The organism is Mycobacterium sp. (assembly GCF_965229105.1).
Classification (GTDB): domain Bacteria; phylum Actinomycetota; class Actinomycetes; order Mycobacteriales; family Mycobacteriaceae; genus Mycobacterium.
Genome location: NZ_OZ245858.1, coordinates 5146622 through 5164923, shown reverse-complemented (window position 1 = coordinate 5164923; position 18302 = coordinate 5146622). Strand labels below are relative to the sequence as shown.

Sequence of the window (18302 nt, the reverse complement as noted above, 5' to 3'; positions counted from 1 at the left end):
CGAGGACCGCCACCCCGGCCCAGACCACGACGCTCACCGGTGCACCCGCGCCCGTCGCACCAGGGCGGTGGCGATGTAGACGGCGCCGTATCCCGTCACGACGCTGACCAGGACGTAGCTGATCGCCAGGCCGTAGTGGTGGTGTTCGAGCATTCGTAATGTCTCGACCTGCATGGTCGAAAAAGTCGTCAGACCACCGCACACACCGGTACCCAGCAGGGGCCGTCGATAGCTGGACAGCGGGAGCCGTTCCAGCAGGCGGGTGGTGAAGTAGCCGAGTAGAAATGCGCCGACGATGTTGACGATGAACGTCGGCCACGGCCACTGGTCAGGGTTGGGTGCCAGCCAGGTGCCCAGCCCGGCTCGGGCGAGGGTACCGATCGCTCCACCGGCGAAAACGGCGGCCAGTTCCCGATTGTCGTGGCCGAACAAGCGCTGTCCTCCTAGGCGGTGCTGTTCCTTGACGCAGAAGTATGGCGCAAGATCCTGACCCCTAGCGCCCGGGTGCTGATCGCGGTGGGGATGTCGAGATTCTGCACTGAATGTGAACAAGCCGCCCGACAGCCAGACATGAACCGCCCGGGGCGGGCAGTATTGACCCCATGGCTGCCAATCCGCGTGCCGGACAGCCGGCGCAACCAGAAGACCTCATCGACGTTTCCCATCTCGTCACGGCGTACTACAGCGTGCAGCCCGATCCGGACGACATCAACCAACAGGTGGCGTTCGGGACCTCGGGGCACCGCGGGTCCAGCCTGGACGCGGCGTTCAACGAGGCGCATATTCTTGCGACGACGCAGGCGATCGTTGAGTACCGCGCTGAGCAGGGGACCACCGGTCCGCTGTTCATCGGCCGGGATACCCACGGGTTGTCGGAACCGGCCTGGGTATCGGCCCTGGAGGTGTTGGCCGCCAATGAGGTTGTGGCGATGATCGATTCGGCCGACCGCTACACGCCGACACCGGCCGTCAGCCATGCCATCCTGACGTTCAACCGGGGCCGCGACGCCGATCTGTCCGACGGGATCGTCGTCACCCCGTCGCACAATCCGCCCCGCGACGGCGGTTTCAAGTACAACCCACCCAACGGTGGACCTGCCGATACCGATGCCACTGGCGCGATTGCCAAGCGGGCCAACGAGATTCTGCGTAACGGTCTCAAAGAGGTGAAACGTGTGCCGCTGGCCCGGGCACTGAACACCGCGCAGCGCCACGACTACATGGACGCTTATGTCAGTGACCTGCCGAACGTCGTCGATATCCACGCGATTCGCGCCGAAGGGATCCGGATCGGCGCCGACCCGCTCGGCGGTGCCAGCGTGGACTACTGGGGTGCGATCGCCGAGGCGCACAACCTCCAACTGACCGTGGTCAACCCATTGGTGGACGCGACGTGGCGGTTCATGACACTGGACACCGACGGCAAAATCCGGATGGACTGCAGTTCACCGAATGCGATGGCGTCGTTGATTGGCAAAATTGGCGACTACCAGATCGCCACCGGTAATGACGCGGATTCCGATCGGCACGGCATCGTCACCCCCGACGGCGGCCTGATGAACCCGAACCATTACCTGGCCGTGGCCATCGACTACCTCTACACCCATCGGCCCGACTGGCCAGGTGATGTCGCCGTCGGGAAGACCGCGGTCAGCAGCTCGATCATCGACCGGGTGGTGGCCGGGATCGGCCGAAAGCTCATCGAGGTGCCCGTCGGGTTCAAATGGTTTGTCGACGGATTGATCGGCGGCACAATCGGCTTCGGTGGTGAAGAGTCCGCGGGCGCGTCGTTCCTCCGTCGTGATGGCAGCGTGTGGACCACCGACAAGGACGGCATCATCATGGCGCTGCTGGCGTCGGAGATCCTCGCGGTCACGGGTAAGACGCCGTCGCAGCGATATGCCGAGCTGGCCGAGCAATACGGTGCCCCCACCTACGCCCGGGTCGATGCGCCTGCCGATCGCGAACAGAAGGCGCGCCTGGCCAAGTTGTCACCCGAGCAGGTCAGCGCCACCGAGTTGGCAGGGGAGCCGATCACCGCCAAGCTGACCACCGCCCCCGGTAATGGTGCGCCGCTCGGCGGGCTCAAGGTGACGACGGAGAACGCCTGGTTTGCCGCGCGCCCGTCGGGAACCGAGGATGTCTACAAGATCTACGCCGAGTCATTCAAGGGGCCTGATCACCTGGCGGAGGTACAGGCGGCTGCGCGCGCTGTGGTGAATGCCGTCATCCAATAGAGGCTCTGCTGGCACCCGCCAGGTGCCCGCCGAGTGGGAACGTGGCGACACTTCAAGCGGGGAATCCGTCGCCACCGTCACACTGGCGGCAATATCACGGCTGAGGTGAGTCGCGGCTAGAGTTCGTCCGGTGAGTTCTGTGACGGAGGGTGACTGTCCGACCTCCACCGCGAAGGCCAAGCTGCCATCCGAAATATGGGTGCTGATCACGGCCAACGCGTTCATCGCCCTCGGTTACGGCGTGGTGGCGCCAGTGCTGCCGCAGTACGCGCGGAACTTCAACGTCAGCATCAGCGCCGCCACCTTCGTCATCACCGCGTTCGCCATCATGCGGCTGTGCGCGGCGCCGGCCAGTGGGGTGTTGATCCAGCGGTTGGGCGAGCGGCGGATCTATCTCGCCGGGCTGCTGATCGTCGCCGTCTCGACCGGAGCGTGCGCCTTTGCGCAGACCTACTGGCAGCTGCTGCTGTTCCGCTCGCTCGGCGGGCTCGGGTCGGCGATGTTCAGTGTGGCCTCGCTGGGCCTGATGATCCGCATCTCGCCGCCGGATGCCCGCGGCCGGGTCGCGGGCATGTTCGCCTCGGCGTTCCTGGTCGGCTCGGTCGGCGGGCCGGTACTGGGCAGTGTGACGGTTGGGCTGGGGTTGTCCGCGCCGTTCGTCATCTACGGCGTCGCGTTGCTGATCGCGGCGGCGGTGGTGTTTGTCAGCCTGCGGCATTCGTCTCTGGCCGCCCCGGCTGAGCACACCGAACCCGCGGTGACATTGCGGATGGCGCTGAGTAATCGTGCCTACCGATCGGCGCTGGTCTCGAATTTCGCGACGGGCTGGGCGGTGTACGGGTTGCGCGTCGCCCTGGTCCCGCTGTTCGTCACCGAGGTGTTGCACCGCGGGGCCGGCATGGCCGGAGTGGCGCTGGCTGTCTTCGCGGTCGGCAACGTCTCGGCGGTGATTCCCAGCGGACACCTCTCCGATCGGATCGGCAGACGCGTGCTGATCATCAGCGGTCTGGCGGTGTCCGGCGTCGCTACCGTCGCGGTGGGCTTCTCTGACTCGTTGACGGTGTTCCTGGTGGGTGCGTACATCGCAGGTGCCGCTGCGGGCATCTACACCTCCCCGCAGCAAGCCGCTGTCGCCGACATCATCGGCAACAAATCGCGTGGCGGTACCGCGGTCGCGACGTTCCAGATGATGTCCGACGTCGGGATCATCCTTGGCTCGCTGGCGGTGGGCGAGATCGCGCAGCACTTCAGTTTTGGGACGGCGTTCGTCGTCAGCGGGGTGATCCTGCTGGTGGCGGCGGTCGGCTGGGTGTTTGCGCCCGAAACCAGGCTCAGTCCTGCCGAGGAGCACACACCGCTCAGAGCGTTGGGTCCAGAGCTCGGAGGAGAGCTGCCATAACCAGCGATTTTGGGGCGCCCAGCGCTGTGGTGTAACTTTGGCGGGCACGATGTAAGGGGCTATGGCGCAGTTGGTAGCGCACCACACTGGCAGTGTGGGGGTCAGGGGTTCGAATCCCCTTAGCTCCACCACGAAATGGGTTCTTAGGGATTCAACCTAAGACCGACGCAGCATTTAACGAAAGTCATCATGTCCGAGGACCAGATCACCGACGTTCCACCAAATCACCTCTCCATCGATCCACGCAGCCCTTTTTACAGCGAAGAGGTGCTCATCCGGGGCGTGGGTATTCGTTTCAATGGCGCCGAGAAGAACAACGTTGTCGAATATGACGTGGCCGAGGGTTGGGTGCGTGTCGAAGTGCCCACCGCGAAGGATCGTCGCGGAAATCCGATGGTCATCAAGTCAAACGGCACGGTTGAACCTTATTTTCGCGACATGAAATAGCGCGCAACAGGTATTGCTGAGCAGATGCACAGCATTCTGCTGACGTAGCCGCCATCCTCCGGTAGCTTCCGCTGCATGCCCTTGGAGCTGGCCTCGTTCTTTCGGACGACTTTGCCGCTGGATCTCAGCGGGCTGGACGCTCTCGATGATGGCCGCTACCACTCACTTTGGCTGCCCGATCACCTGGTGAGCTTCTGGCCGGACTCGATCTGGACGTCCGAGTTCACCGACCTCGCGCAAACCTCGCCGTCGCCGCACCGCTACCTGGACGCCCTCACCCTCGCCGGTGCCGTCGCGGCTCGCACGACACGCACTCGGCTCGCCACGAGCGTTCTCGACACCGTCCGCCGCCACCCGGTGATGCTGGCCCAGTCGGCAGTGACCCTGAGTCATCTCTCGAACGGCCGATTCATCCTGGGACTTGGTGCCGGCGAGCGCGAAAACTTGGCACCGTACGGCTTCGACGACCGTTGCAGGGTGAGCCGGTTCGCCGAGGCGCTCCGGCTGATCCGGCTGCTCTGGAGCACCGACGGACCGATCGATTTTGCCGGTGAGTATTTCACGATGGAGCACGCCCGGCTGGACGCCGAGCTTCACCACTCCGGCCCGCCACCGATCTGGATCGGGGCCAACGGCCCCCGCATGCTGCGACTGGTGGGCGAGCTCGGCGACGGCTGGTGGCCGACGGGCAGCGCACGGCCGGAGACATACGCCACGCAGCTGGCCTGCATCCGGGAGGCGGCCGAACAGGCCGGACGCGATCCGGAGTCGATCATGCCGGCGAAGATGGTGGTCTGCCTCATCGGCGAGCCCGACGAACTGCGCGAGATTGTGCAACGTCCGCTGGTCAAATCCCTGGTGCTGCAACTGACGGCTGACGCACTGGCAGCCACCGGTCACCGCCATCCAATGGGGAAGGCCTGGCGCGGCATCCAGGACATCGACCCACGCGTGCTGACCCGCGGCCGACTGCTCCAGCTCTTCGAACAGGTTGACCCGGCCGCGATCCTGTCTGTCGTTCCGCATGGCACGCCGAAGCAGGTCGCCGAGCAGATCGCCGAGTTCGGCGAGGCGGGTGCCCGGGTCGTGTCGGTGCTCGACTACAGCGGAATGGCCGGGCAGGCCTATGCCGCCGCGTCGGCACGAAAGGTTCGCGAGGTCGAGGACGTTCTGTTGCAGCTCACAGGAAGCACGCCATGACGATCCTTGACGGGGACATCCTCATTGCCGACGCGCAGGAATCGACTGGGTTCACCGACTTCGGTGATGACACCCTGCCGACGCGTGTGGCGCTGGTGGTCGACAGGCTCAACAGCGCCGAACTCGACGCCGCGGGTTTGCGGGCGGCGGCCCGCACGATCGGCGGACTGTTGACGAGCCGGTTGCACTTCGTCGCCGATCATGCACGCCTACCGCTCTCCTCGGAACGAATCATGGCCCCGCTCTTCGCCACCGGCGAGCCGCGGTCGGGCACGACGTTGCTGCATGCCCTGCTCGCCGAGGACGAGGATTCACGCGCACTGCGGTTCTGGGAGGTCATGTACCCCTCGCCGCCACCCGGACCGACCGTCCTCGACGATCCGCGCCGGGCACAGGCCGATGATGACTGGCGGGAGATCCTCGACCGCATCCCGCCGTGGATTGTCAGTCACCCCTACAACGATCTGCTCGGTGCCGGGCTGCCCGAGTGTGAGCGCACGTGGGCCTTCGACTTCCGCGCGACGAACCCGAGCGCGTGGTGGCGGGTGCCGCTGACGATCCAGAACTTCCCGCAAGACCATCACGCGCAGTACGCCCTGCACCGCATGATGCTGCAGCACGTTCAATACACCCGCCCGCCGAAGCGCTGGGTGCTCAAGGGATTTCACGGCCGACGCCTGCGAGCGCTCTTCGACACCTACCCCGACGCCCGGATCGTCTGGGTACACCGCGACCCGGTGCAGGTGCTGGCCTCACAGATTGTGGCCTTCGGGCAGATCAACGAGAGCCTTGCCGGGACGTTGGACTGGACCCAGTACGCCGAAGACACGATCGAGGGTTCCCGGGCCAACTTCCACGCCTACCTGACCGATCCGCTGGTGGACGACCCGCGCATCCACCACGTCCGCTACCGCGACTTCGTCACCGACCCGGTCGCCACGATCGGCGGCTTCTACGACTTCGCCGGGTTGCCCATGACGGCCGACGCCGAGAAAGCGATGCGCGACTACCTGGTCACCAACCGCAGCGATCGGTACGGCAAGTTCACCTACTCCACCGACGTCCTGCCGGTTCCCGTCCGGCAGCTGCACGACGAATTCGCGCCCTATCGCGAGCGATTCGGCATCGAGATCGAGACGAGGCACTGATGGCCTACGGTGACTCCGAGGACGATGAGGCACTGCACGCGGGGTGGCACGAATTCTGTGACCGGCTCAAGGCGGCGGGAGATCTCGCGTTCAAGGACACCTCGCCAGCGGATGCTCTTCAGCGCGCCGACGCCTTCCGCTACCTGACGCAGAACCTCGGGCAGGCCTACGACCTTGCGCTGGAGACCAAAAACACCCGCTATCCGATGATCCACCCGTTCTGCGGGCCAAGCCGCAAGCTCGGCGGCGACAACGCCGACTTCGTCTATCTGCAGGCGTGGATCGACGGCGCGTCGACATACCGGATCGCCGGCAACCGAGGCACGGCGCGTTTCATCAACTTCACCGTCCAAGGGCCGCGACCCGAGAAGGACGTCTACTACGGCGCCGATCACCCGAACCTGCATGAGCCCTTCGGCGACACCCCCGAGGCGAACATCACCGGCGACGACCTGGTTTCCGAGCCCGATGGCAGCTTCGTCCTCTACGTCGGTGGTGCACGGCGAGAAGAGAATTGGCTGCCGACCACACCGGGTTCACGCAAGCTCTTCATGCGCCAAGGCTTCGACAGCTGGGCGGAACGCTCGGCACAATTCAGCATCGAGCGCATCGACATGGATGAGCCACGCCCCGTGCCGACACCGCAGGATCTCATCGCGTCGATGCAGTGGGCCGGCGACTTCCTCACCGGGGCAATGGCGGACTGGCCGGACCGCGAACTGCAGATCGGTTCACTGTTCGGCGAGCCCGAGCCCAACGTGTTCCCCGACGCCCGCTTCGAGGGCACGGCGGAGCAGCGCGATGCGCGCCGCGGCCGGCTCATCGTCACCATGCCGTGGCGTCTTGGGCCGGACGAAGCGTTGATCTTCGACTTCGCCGACGCCGGAGAGTTCTGGATGCTGACCAACATGGGCGCGTTCTGGAACAGCATGGATTACCTGTATCGGCCGGTGAGCTACACGCCGAGCAGATCGGCGATCGACTCCGACGACCGGGTGCGAATGGTGATGGCGCACAACGACCCCGGCGTGCACAACTGGATCGACACCCAACGTTTCAAAGAGGGCTACCTCACGATGCGCGTCATCGGAAGCCGGCAGCTGCCTGAGGTCTCCACCACGGTCGTTACCCGGGCCGAGTTGGACACCGCCCTGCCGGCCGACACCCGACGCGTCACACCCGAGGAGCGGGCCGCACAACTGCACGCCCGCTTCGACGCCATCCGCCACAGGTACAGGATCTGACATGGACCCGACACTCGAGACGCTCGCCGCGTCCGCCTTCGACAACGTCTACCACGTGGGCCACCTCGTCCCCGATCTGTCGCTGGCCATGCAGACGCTGGCCGGCACCATGCAGATCACCTGGGCGCCACCGTTCGAGATGCGTAGCGGCTTCGTCCGTCCGGACGGCTCCGCTGACGACCAGACCGTACGCATTGCGTTCTCCACGTCCGGCCCGCCGTATCTGGAGCTCATCGAGGTGGTCGCTGCCGCTGACTCGATCTTCGCCGAGCCGAAGCTCGGCGGCATGCACCACGTCGGCTACTACGCGCAGCGCTGGCGTGACGACGTCGCGCGATTACAGGACGACGGTTGGGAATTGGAGCGCACGGGTTCCGGCGTCGCGTTCCTGCGCGACCCGCACAGTGGGCTTCGCGTCGAGGTGGTGAGCTTCAAGGGGCGCGACTTCCTGACCCGGGTGCTCGATGGAGAGATGGCGAAGCTTTACCCTCTGACCGAAACCTCCCTGACAGAGCACCAGTGACCGCAGTCGCACGCACGTCGTACGGGGCACTGCGCGGTGACGCCACCGGCGACGTCGTCGCCTTTCGCGGCGTGCCGTACGCCGCCCCGCCGACCGATGAGCGTCGCTGGCGCCCAACGGAACCCGCGACGAGCTGGGCAGGCCTGCGCGAGGCCATTGCGTTCGGGCCGATCGCCCCGCAAGACATCTCGCCGGCGCGGCTGGCCAAGCGCGGCCTCACCATGAGCGAGGACTGTCTCACGCTCAACATCTGGACGCCGGCCGTCGACGGCAACCGCCGACCCGTACTGGTCTTCCTGCACGGCGGCGGGCAGGCTCAGGGGCACGGCTCCGCTCCGCTCCTCGACGGTGCGCGACTCGCTCGGCACGGCGACATCGTGGTGGTGACGATGAACTTCCGGCTTGGTGTGCTGGGTGCGCTCTACGCGCCCGACTGGCACGGGGCCGACTCCACCAACCTGACACTGCGCGACCAAAGGCACGCACTGCGGTGGGTGCGACAGGAGATCGGCGCGTTCGGCGGCGACCCCGGCGCCATCACGGTGGCGGGGCAGTCCTCCGGTGCGATAGCGATATCGGCGTTGCTCGCCGCAGGGTGCGACCTCTTCGACCGCGCGATCCTGCAGAGCGGCGGCTTGGAGCGTGTCCGCTCGACCGCCGCTGCCTCGGCCGTGGCCGAACGGGTCCTCTCGACCGGTGCCTTCGGGCGCGCCGAGGAACCGGGTATCGAGGACATCCTCACCGCCCAGCGCGGCATCGACCCCGGATACGTTCCGCCGCAGGGCCCGTTCCATCCCTGCGTCGACGGCGACGTCATCGTTGAGCATCCCTTGGTGGTCGCACGAACGCGTGACATGCCGGCGATCCCCATCCTCGCCGGGACGACTCGCGACGAATGGCGGATCTTCGATGCGGCCCTGGACGACGGCGTCTTCGCCGAGCAGTACGTACGGGAGAGGGCACGGGCACTTGCCGGGGCTGCTCACGACGCCGACGCGGTGATGGCGACGTACCGCGCCGACCATCGCACGCTTCGCGATGTCGCCAGTGCGATGGTCACCGACTACCACTTCACTGCGCCGACCGAGCAGTTCGTCCGGGCACACGCCGAGCGCGGCAACCCGGTGTTTCGCTACGAACTGCAGTGGCCATCGCCGCGTGCAGGACTGGGGGCATGTCATGATTCGTGCCTGCCTTTGCTCTTCGGCACCTTGGACGCCGCGCCTGCACTGGCCGGTGACGATGAGGCGGCGCATCAGATGTCCGGCGCAGTTCAGGAGCTGTGGCTGACGTTCGTTCGTGGGGAAGATCCCTGGGAACGCTACGACGGTGTCGGCGGGGCCACGATGCTGCTCGGCCGCGAGACCGCAATCGCACGTGACCATCGCGTCGAGCAACTCGCCATCTGGGAAACCCGCTATCCCGCGTACGGGTAGGCGAATTGGCGAACGTCCGCGAAACGTTCGGCGCGGCGTGAAGGTGCGCGATTTCCTGCTGGTATGCGCAATGAGTCTCTCAGTACGTCCAGGCAGACAACACGTCGATATTGCGGTGACCTGCCGGCCCGAGAATCCGGATGTCCGCCTCCGAGGAATAAGGTTTCCAATCATCTTCTGGCACACCGGTTGTGATGAACCGCACCCAGTAGCCGTGGATCTCGTCGGCGAGGGATTGTGGCGCGTCGTGGCCCGCGTACGCGATGAACCCCGGGGCGTTGACATTATCGAAGGCGAACCCGAGATCGAGCGTGTGAAGTGCGGTCTTGCTGTGGATACTGGATGGCCACGTGAACAGGTACGCATAGCAGTTGGTTCCCTGCCCGCGCTGTGCTGCCAGGCTAGGTGCGCAAAACGCTGCGTCGGAGACGAATTCGACGAAGATGTCCTGCTTGGACAAGGTATCGCCGTACGCATCCACATAGGTTTGGATCAGTTCTCGCTTGGCCCGAAACGGCGTCAGGGCCAGCACGAGCGCGTCCAGCGCTCCGTCGCTCGGCGCAAACTCTCCGAACACCCGCCAGAAGTCGGCTTCATTCTTGTTATGGCCGATGATCATCTTCACGGGTGCTGGTCGCTGGGACAGCGACTTCACCGGACTTTCTTGCAGGAGATCCCCGTCGATCACCGGCGCGAACACCGTCAAGATGTTGTGGGGACTCAGCTTCCGGAGCTTCTCCGCGACCTTTCTGCCTGCGGCTCGTGCCTCAACCGCACTGACTGACTTCGCCGTCGGTAACGTGCGCAGGGCCGTAGCGACGAAACCCGTTGCCGCCGAAGCTTCTTCCCGCGTGAAGGCGATGCCAATTCCCGATTCGCAGATCACCTGCTGAAACAACGTCCCGGCGAATCGTGTAGTCGCCAAGGTCGATACACTCATCGAACCCGCCGACTCACCACCGATCGTCACTCGATCGGGGTCTCCGCCGAACTGGGCAATATTGTCCTGAACCCATTGCAACGCCAGGATTTGATCGTGGAGTCCGCGGTTGTCCGGCGCGTCCGGAAAGTGCGTGAAACCCTCGATGCCCACCCGGTAATTCACGGACACATACACGACGCCGTCGCGCGCGAACGTCGAGCCATCGAAGATGTCCTGCGCCGTACTGCCCATCGCAAACGATCCGCCGTAAAACCAGACGTATACCGGAAGCTTTGCGCCCTCTGCTATCGGCGCCGGCGCCCATACATTGAGGCTCAACCAAGAGTCACCCTCGATGACCGGGTACGTGAAGGGCGCCGGAAGCTCCATCGACGCGGGCGGTGTTGGACCGAACTTCGTCGCGTCGAATTCCCCGTCGAGCGGCGCTACCGGCTTGGGCAACGCGAACCGCAGCTCACCCACTGGGGGTTCTGCATACGGGATGCCCAAGAACTTTGCTATGGGACCATCCTGCAGGCCGAGGAACGTTCCGGCCGCCGACCCTACGACAGGATTGCTGGTACTCAAGGATCCTCCAATCTCAGGGACTGTTACGTCGCAAATTCTGGCTCGCCCGGTCACCTCGGCGCAGGAACGCCCTGCGCGCCAGCCTCCGGCCACAAGTAAATCTCAGGGATCGCGGCGCGGCCAACCGACCGAGCCCGCGGCTCCGCTCAGATCCCCGGGCGTTGGGTTCCACCCCTGACCTCGAAGCCACGCGAATGGCGTAGGAGAGGCTGATCTGCAACGAAACACGCTGGCGCAAAAAGATACTCAGATATCAGACCGCATCCAACGCGTTCCGCCGCTATGGGTCATAGGTGGATCGTCGCTGGAGCTACCGCGTGTATGCGTTGGGCATATCGATGACGGCGATTTTGTCGAGCCAATAGAGCTGCCACTCCCGTCATCGCCGTGTTCAAGACGTCGGCGGGCGGACTTTGTGGGATGGGGGAGTTTCTGCTGGGGCCCAAGAAGCTCCCTTCGGCGATTTTTCATCAACCTTCGACGTACTGTTCGGATGCGCGCCGCTCGTCGTTGATAGCAATCGTGTGATCTGGGAAATGTGGCGCTGTTGGCACGCACAGACACTCACCGAAAGGCCAACATCATGGTGAAGCTGCCCCCGCCCGACCCGCCGTTCGATGGGGTGATGGCCGCATCGGTCGCGGACTCGACGCCGTCTCGACCGTTGATCGCCTACCCACCCCCCGGCGCACCCAACGTGGTGGTGGTCCTGCTCGACGATGTCGGTTTCGGCGCCTCGTCCACATTCGGCGGACCGATCCCGACGCCGGCCCTCGACCGGGTTGCCAACAGTGGCCTGCGATACAACCAGTTCCATACCACCGCGCTATGTTCACCGACCCGCGCGGCGCTCCTGACCGGTAGAAACCACCACAGCGCACACATGGGCGCGATCACCGAAATCGCCTACGGCTTCCCGGGGTACGACGGCGTCATTCCGCAAAGCACCGCGACGATTGCCCAGATACTGCGGATGAACGGTTACAGCACGGGGATGTTCGGTAAGGCACATCTCACGCCGATGTGGGAGACCAGTCCGGCGGGCCCGTTCGACCGCTGGCCCACGGGTCTGGGCTTCGATCGGTTCTACGGATTCCTTGGCGGGGAAACCTCGCAGTACGAACCGGCCCTGTATGACCAAACCACGCCCATCGAGCCGTACGCCGGCCGCGAGGACTATCACCTCAGCGAGGATCTGGCCGACCGGGCGATCGAATGGATTCGGCTGCAGAAGACCTCCGGTCCGGACAAGCCGTTCTTCATGTATTTCGCGCCCGGGGCGACGCACAGTCCGCACCATGTGTGGCCGGAATGGTCCGATCGTTTCCAGGGGCAGTTCGACGATGGGTGGGATGCCCTTCGGGAGCGTATCCACGCCCGCCAGATCGAGCTGGGCATCATCCCGCCGGGAACGCTGCTGACGCCCAGGCCCGCGGCGATCGGCAGCTGGGATGACTACGACGATCGATACAAGCCGGTCGCCCGGCGCCTGATGGAGGTGTACGCAGGCTTCCTCGCTCACGTCGACGCCCAAGTCGGCCGGCTCATCGACGCGATCGACGAGCTGGGCCAGTGGGACAACACGTTGTTCATCTACGTGTGCGGCGACAACGGCGCCTCGGCGGAGGGCACCGTCAACGGCTGCTGGAGTGCGCCGTCGTTCCAGAACGGGTTCCCCGAGGACCCCGAATGGCTGCTGGCCCACATGGATGACTTCGGCACGGTGCGCTGCGAGAACCATTACAACGTCGGGTGGGCGTGGGCGTTGGACGCGCCCTTCCAGTGGATGAAGCAAGTCGCCTCCCACTTCGGCGGGACGCGCAACGGCCTCGCCGTCTCCTGGCCCGCGGGTATCGATTCGGCCGGTGAGCAGCGCAGCCAGTTCCACCACGTCATCGATCTGGTCCCAACGATTCTCGACGCTGTCGGCATCACCGAACCTGCGATGGTCAACGGGATCGAGCAGAAACCCATCGAAGGCGTCAGCATGCGGTACTCGTTTCACGACGCCGCCGCGGAAAGTACCAGGACCACACAGTATTTCGAGATTCTTGGCAACCGTGCCGTATATCACGACGGCTGGATTGCCTCGTGTTTCCACGGGCGGCTGCCCTGGGTCCGAACCCAAAGTCACGAGTTCGGCGACACCGAACGCTGGGAGCTGTACCGGATCGGTGACGATTTCAGTCAGGGCGTCGACCTGGCGGCCCAGTACCCCGACAAGCTCGCCGAACTGCAGGCCGTCTTCGACGTCGAAGCGCACAAGTACAACGTGTACCCGCTCAACGACGAAACGACGGGGCGGGCCCTTCCGCAGAACCGCCCCAGCCTGCTCGAGGGCAAGACATCAGCCACGTTCTACCGCGAGAACGTTCGCATTCCGGAACTGGCGACGATCAACGTCAAGAACACCTCCTTCGAGCTGCGGGCGCACGTGAACATCCCGACTGGCGGCGCGGAAGGGGTGATCATCTGCCAGGGCGGGTCGCTGGCCGGCTGGTCGCTGTACATCCAGAACGGGGCGTTGAGCTATGTCTACAACTACCTGGGCCACGACATCACCACCATCTCCTCAAAAAGCCCTCTGCCGGAAGGTGATTGCGAGATTTTGCTGTCGTTCGCCTACGACGGCGGGGGGATCGGCAAGGGCGGATCTGTCACTCTGACAGTCAACGGCACACAAGCCGCGTCGGGCAGGATCGAGAAGACCGTTCCGTTCCTGTTCTCGATGAGCGGTGAAACCCTCGACGTGGGCGTCGACACCGGATCGCCCGTGGGTGCCTACCCCAACCACTTCCGCTTCACCGGTGAGATCCACCGGATCGACGTCCAACTCGAACCCCAGCACCCTGACAACGCTCCCGACATCGCCGCGGGACAACTGCAGGGCGCTCTGAAAACGCAGTAAAGCTAGGCTACGTCTCGTGAACTGGGCCGCGGCCGCCAAAGTCGCCTTCGGGGTCAGCCTCGCGGTGTTGGTGTTCGGCTCCGGGTTGGGCGCCCGGTTCGCCGCGGTCACCGACTTGCTGCGCCGGCCGGGGTTACTTGTTCGCTCTCTGGTTGCAGTGCTGGTGCTGGTGCCGGTGCTCGCTGTCGTCCTCGTGTGGGCATTTGACCTGAACCACGAAGTGGCAATTGCGCTTGCGGCGCTGTCCATCTCACCGCTGCCGCCGTTGCTGCCCGGCCGGGGTGAAAAGGCCGGAGGGCGAGCAGAATACGGTTTGAGTCTGGTGCTCATCTTGGCCGTGTTGGCTGTACCGGTCATTGCGATCGCCGCCGTGATCATGGAAGGGCTGTTCGGACGCGACTACGTCGTCACCCCGTGGGCGATCGGCCGGCTGCTGATCGTGTCGATTCTGATGCCTCTGCTGGCGGGGATGGCGGTCGCCCGGGTGTCGCCGTCGACGGCCGTGCGGCTTTCTGGTCCCATCGAAAAGGTGCAGCGGTGGCTGCTACCGATCGCCATGATTGCGTTGTTGATTTCAGCTGCGCCCCAAATGCTCTCGCTCATCGGCAATCACACGTTGGCTGCCGTCGGCATCTTCGTGGTGGGCAGTTTCGCCATTGGCCACCTCCTGGGGGGATCTGATCGCCGCGATGCGGCTGTGCTGGCCTACGCCGCCAGCTGCCGGCATCCGGCGACAGCTTTGACGTTGGCATCGGCCAACTTTCCCAACACCGACGAGCATGCGGCGGTCGCGCTCTATGGACTGATGACCGCTGCGGTGGGTGCGGCCTACGCCCTCTGGCTCCGACGACACCGGGCTGTCGCCGGGTAGCTACTGAACGCCCAGCGCGTTGATCACCGGCGGCGGCGACTTTGACGGCAACCGCCTCGTATTCGTCGGTCTGGGCGCCTACGCGTGCGACAATTTCGCTGATTTGGTGATCCAGCCAGTACGTGGGGCGGGATTGATGACGAGATGGCGTTCGCCACGCCTAGGGCAGGGGTGAGTTTGATGGGCATGGGCGATTTCGTACCCTCATTGGCCCCGAGCCTGGACAATGTTGCCTCCGCAGAGGGGCCGTTGCCACCGCTATCGAATCTTGTCGGTCGGCCCTATGCGCTACCCGTCGACATCCTCGGCGAGCTGCACGGGCCGCTGTTCTATGCCGATTACAGCGGCTTCCGCAAGCTCTACGCGTGCTCGCTGGAATTGGTCGAGGAGTTGTGCGACGAAAGCCGGTTCGCCAAGAACCTGACGCAGTCGCTGGCCCAAGTCCGCCCGCTGGCCGGCGACGGCCTGTTCACCGCCTATCACGGCGAGCCGAATTGGCAGAAGGCCCACGACGTCCTGATGCCCGGTTTCAGCTATGCCGGTCTGCGCAACTACCACGGCGCCATGCTCGACATCAGCTGCCAGCTGGTCGACCGGTGGGATGCGTGCGTGGGACAGCGGTCGGTGGATGCGTCCACCGATCTACAGAAACTCGCGATGGATACCGTCGCCCTCGCCGGTTTCGGGGCGCGATTCGACTCGTTTAGCTACGACGGCCTCGCCCCTATCCCGAGCAGCTTCACCAGGGCCTTCGGTGAACTCGGAAAAGGGCAGGCGACAACCGAATTCGACCATGAGCTGGCCTACCTGCACGGTGCCTTCGATGAGCTCGTCGAGCAGCACCGCACGGGCGGCACCCATGAGCTCGACGACCTGCTCTACGTCATGCTGGCGCGCGACTCCGGCGGGGAACCGATACTGAGCCCGGAGAACGTCCGCAACCAGATCATGACCTTTCTGATCGCCGGCCAGCTCACGACCTCCGAACTGATGCCCAATGCGCTGTACAACCTGATGCATCACCCGGCGGTGCTGTCGCGCGTCCATGCCGAGGTCGACGCGGTCTTCGGCGTGGACGACGATTACCTGCCGACCTACGACGACATCGGCAAGCTGGCGTATCTGCGCCAAGTGATCAACGAAACGCTGCGACTCTGTCCACCGGTGCTCGGCTTCGACCGAATGGCATTAGTGGACACCGTCATCGGCGGTGAGTATCCGATCAAGCAGGGTGAGGCCGTCACCGTGCTGACCGGCGCGCTTCATCGGCAACCCGAATGGGGCGACAACGTCGAACTCTTCGATCCGGACCGGTTCGACACCGACCGTGCCGCCGCCAGGCCCGGTGGGTTGTTCAAACCGTTCGGTACCGGGGCGCGGTCCTGCATCGGGCGTCAGTTCGCTCTGCACGAGGCCACCATGGCGATCGCCCGGCTGGTCCACCGGTATCGCCTGATCGACTCGCATCACTATGTGCTGCAATTCGATAGCGAGCGGAGCCGCCGTCCAGTGGGCTTCCACCTCGACGTACTCAGGCGCACCCCGGAGGACCGTCGTGGCGTCGCACCCCAGGCCGCCGCGACGTCGGTTCAGATCCCGTCGCGCGCGATCACCCGTCTCAAGGTCGGGGCCACGCTGGCCGTATTGCACGGTTCCAATCTCGGAACCTGCCGCGCGCTGGCCAAGCAGTTGGCCGAAGAGGCCACCGACCTCGGCTGCACTGCTACCGTCGGGCCGCTCGACGACTTCGCCGGCACGCTCTCGGAGGCCGACGCGATCGTCATTGTCGCGTCGTCCTACAACGGGCAGCCCACCGACGATGCGCGCGGGTTCTTCGCCTGGTTAGTCAGCGAGGACGCCGTACTCGAAGGCGCCCCGTACTTCGCGGTACTTGGTGTCGGGGACCGTAACTGGGCCGACACCTACCAGGCGGTGCCCAAACGCATCGACGAACGACTGACCGAACTCGGCGCCCGGCCGTTGACCCCGCGGGCGTCGGCAGACACCTCCGGGGACCTCAACGGGACGGTCGAGGAGTTCTCCACGGCGCTATGGGCGGCGCTTTCCGAGCGTTTCGGTGATCCGGATGCAACGCCGGTAACCGATACCGATGAACCCCTCTACGATTTGCATCCCATCGTGGGTCCGGTGACTGCGGCGATCGACGCCCGGTTCGGCGTAATACCGATGACCGTGCTGGACAACACCGCGCTGGTGGGCGACGACACCGCCCTCGGGCAGGCCAAACGCTTTGTCCGCGTTAATCTTCCCGAAGGGGTCGAGTACCAGACCGGCGATCACCTGACTGTGCTCGCCGACAACCCGCCAGATCTCGTCACGACGGTGCTCGGGCTTTTGGGTATCGATGGCGAACTGCGGCTGTCCGTCAATCCGCGGCGCACCTCGCGGCGACTGATCGCGCTCGACCGCGAGGTCAGCGTGCGTGAATTGCTCACCCATTTCGTCGAATTGCGAAAGCCGGCTACGCGCAGCCAGTTACGCCGCCTCGCGGCATCCAATCCGTGCCAGCCGGAACGTGACCGCCTCGCCGAACTCGCCGAGGCGCCGGATCCGTGTGCGCTCAGTCCACTCGAATGTCTGATGGAGTTCCAAGCCTGCGCGCTGACGGGGGCGGAGCTGCTCGAGCTGCTCGAGCCCATGACACCGCGGCACTACTCCATCGCGTCATCCTCCCGGCTGGCACCGGGGCTGGCCGCACTCGTGGTCAGCGTGCTCGATGCGCCCGCCAGGTCCGGTTCAGCGCTTTCCCAAGGCCTTTTCCAGGGTGTGGCGTCAAACCATCTGGCGGCCATCGCCTCTGGCGCGCAAATCCGGGCGCGGGTAGATGCGGCCCGTGCGGCCTTCCGGGCGGGCGCCGACCCAGCAAAGAACGTGATCCTGGTCAGCGCAGGTACCGGTGTCGCCCCGTTCCGCGGTTTCCTCGGCGATCGCTTGGCGGCCAAACGGGATGGGGAGCCCTACTCGCCGGCGCTGTGTTTCTTCGGCGTTCGAGACCCCGACGTGGACTACATCTTTCGCGAGCAGTTCGAGGCCGCCGAGGAGGAGGGGATCGTCCGGATGCGCCCCGCCTTCTCCCGTGCTCCGCAGGGCGGGGTGCGCTATGTCCAGGACCGGATCGCTGCGGACGCCGACGAAGTCTGGGAGCTACTCGGGGACCCCGCCAAAGACACCCATGTCTACGTGTGCGGGGACGGCGCCAAGATGGCCCCGGCTGTGCGAGCGGCCTTCCTCGACATCTACCGCGCGCGCACCGGCGACGACGAGAGCCAGGCTCGCGACTGGCTCATCGGCTTGGTGGAGGCCGACCGCTACGTCGAGGATGTGTGGGCGGGCTAACCTGCCGCGCGATGTGACGACG

At 65.0% G+C, this 18302-nt stretch carries 13 protein-coding genes and 1 tRNA gene; 12 read left to right on the top strand and 2 right to left on the bottom strand.

Going from position 1 to position 18302, the window contains the following annotated elements; translation table 11 throughout:
- Nucleotides 1–33: 33 nt before the first annotated feature.
- Nucleotides 34–432, bottom strand: coding sequence for a fluoride efflux transporter CrcB (gene crcB / locus ADBZ9O_RS24190; RefSeq protein ID WP_526525514.1), 399 nt, complete (start codon nt 430–432; stop codon nt 34–36).
- A gap of 170 nt (nt 433–602) precedes the next feature.
- Here crcB and pgm point away from each other — a divergent pair, with 170 nt between their 5' ends.
- The 9 genes from pgm (at nt 603) to ADBZ9O_RS24145 (ending at nt 9634) form a co-directional block, all read left to right on the top strand.
- Complete coding sequence (pgm, locus tag ADBZ9O_RS24185) at nt 603–2237, top strand: phosphoglucomutase (alpha-D-glucose-1,6-bisphosphate-dependent) (protein WP_526525513.1); 1635 nt, start codon at nt 603–605, stop codon at nt 2235–2237.
- 130 nt (nt 2238–2367) lie between these two features.
- The gene (locus ADBZ9O_RS24180; RefSeq protein WP_526525512.1) at nt 2368–3636 is read left to right on the top strand and encodes an MFS transporter; all 1269 of its coding nucleotides are present in this window, start codon (nt 2368–2370) and stop codon (nt 3634–3636) included.
- Between the two features lie 55 nt (nt 3637–3691).
- Nucleotides 3692–3767 (top strand) — tRNA-Ala (locus tag ADBZ9O_RS24175).
- Nucleotides 3768–3825: 58 nt separating this feature from the next.
- On the top strand, nt 3826–4083 hold the full coding sequence (locus ADBZ9O_RS24170; RefSeq protein WP_526525511.1) for a DUF3297 family protein: 258 nt from the start codon (nt 3826–3828) through the stop codon (nt 4081–4083).
- A gap of 75 nt (nt 4084–4158) precedes the next feature.
- Nucleotides 4159–5283, top strand: coding sequence for an LLM class flavin-dependent oxidoreductase (locus tag ADBZ9O_RS24165; RefSeq protein ID WP_526525509.1), 1125 nt, complete (start codon nt 4159–4161; stop codon nt 5281–5283).
- Nucleotides 5280–6431, top strand: coding sequence for a sulfotransferase (locus ADBZ9O_RS24160; RefSeq protein ID WP_526525508.1), 1152 nt, complete (start codon nt 5280–5282; stop codon nt 6429–6431). Before ADBZ9O_RS24165 ends, ADBZ9O_RS24160 begins: the two co-directional genes overlap by 4 nt.
- Nucleotides 6431–7675, top strand: coding sequence for a DUF1214 domain-containing protein (locus ADBZ9O_RS24155; protein WP_526525506.1), 1245 nt, complete (start codon nt 6431–6433; stop codon nt 7673–7675). Before ADBZ9O_RS24160 ends, ADBZ9O_RS24155 begins: the two co-directional genes overlap by 1 nt.
- A 1-nt stretch (nt 7676) precedes the next feature.
- Nucleotides 7677–8198: a VOC family protein gene (locus tag ADBZ9O_RS24150; RefSeq protein ID WP_526525505.1), complete on the top strand. Its 522-nt coding sequence runs from the start codon at nt 7677–7679 to the stop codon at nt 8196–8198.
- The gene (locus tag ADBZ9O_RS24145; RefSeq protein ID WP_526525504.1) at nt 8195–9634 is read left to right on the top strand and encodes a carboxylesterase/lipase family protein; all 1440 of its coding nucleotides are present in this window, start codon (nt 8195–8197) and stop codon (nt 9632–9634) included. Before ADBZ9O_RS24150 ends, ADBZ9O_RS24145 begins: the two co-directional genes overlap by 4 nt.
- Nucleotides 9635–9713: 79 nt before the next feature.
- Here ADBZ9O_RS24145 and ADBZ9O_RS24140 read toward each other — a convergent pair whose 3' ends face one another.
- On the bottom strand, nt 9714–11144 hold the full coding sequence (locus tag ADBZ9O_RS24140; protein ID WP_526525503.1) for a carboxylesterase/lipase family protein: 1431 nt from the start codon (nt 11142–11144) through the stop codon (nt 9714–9716).
- A gap of 583 nt (nt 11145–11727) precedes the next feature.
- Between ADBZ9O_RS24140 and ADBZ9O_RS24135 the strand changes: the two genes are divergently transcribed.
- From ADBZ9O_RS24135 to ADBZ9O_RS24125, 3 genes are all read left to right on the top strand, one after another.
- Nucleotides 11728–14052, top strand: a complete 2325-nt coding sequence (locus ADBZ9O_RS24135) for an arylsulfatase (protein WP_526533442.1) — start codon at nt 11728–11730, stop codon at nt 14050–14052.
- Nucleotides 14053–14068: 16 nt separating this feature from the next.
- The gene (locus ADBZ9O_RS24130; protein WP_526525501.1) at nt 14069–14923 is read left to right on the top strand and encodes a bile acid:sodium symporter family protein; all 855 of its coding nucleotides are present in this window, start codon (nt 14069–14071) and stop codon (nt 14921–14923) included.
- A 186-nt stretch (nt 14924–15109) separates the two neighbouring features.
- Nucleotides 15110–18280: a bifunctional cytochrome P450/NADPH--P450 reductase gene (locus tag ADBZ9O_RS24125; RefSeq protein ID WP_526525500.1), complete on the top strand. Its 3171-nt coding sequence runs from the start codon at nt 15110–15112 to the stop codon at nt 18278–18280.
- Nucleotides 18281–18302: the final 22 nt, after the last annotated feature.

Excerpts from the sequence above, each read along its gene's own strand:
- pgm (WP_526525513.1), top strand. The coding sequence starts at position 603 with ATGGCTGCCAATCCGCGTGCCGGACAGCCGGCGCAACCAGAAGACCTC.
- ADBZ9O_RS24170 (WP_526525511.1), top strand. The coding sequence starts at position 3,826 with ATGTCCGAGGACCAGATCACCGACGTTCCACCAAATCACCTCTCCATC.
- ADBZ9O_RS24165 (WP_526525509.1), top strand. The coding sequence starts at position 4,159 with ATGCCCTTGGAGCTGGCCTCGTTCTTTCGGACGACTTTGCCGCTGGAT.
- ADBZ9O_RS24160 (WP_526525508.1), top strand. The coding sequence starts at position 5,280 with ATGACGATCCTTGACGGGGACATCCTCATTGCCGACGCGCAGGAATCG.
- ADBZ9O_RS24155 (WP_526525506.1), top strand. The coding sequence starts at position 6,431 with ATGGCCTACGGTGACTCCGAGGACGATGAGGCACTGCACGCGGGGTGG.
- ADBZ9O_RS24150 (WP_526525505.1), top strand. The coding sequence starts at position 7,677 with ATGGACCCGACACTCGAGACGCTCGCCGCGTCCGCCTTCGACAACGTC.
- ADBZ9O_RS24135 (WP_526533442.1), top strand. The coding sequence starts at position 11,728 with ATGGTGAAGCTGCCCCCGCCCGACCCGCCGTTCGATGGGGTGATGGCC.
- ADBZ9O_RS24125 (WP_526525500.1), top strand. The coding sequence starts at position 15,110 with ATGGGCGATTTCGTACCCTCATTGGCCCCGAGCCTGGACAATGTTGCC.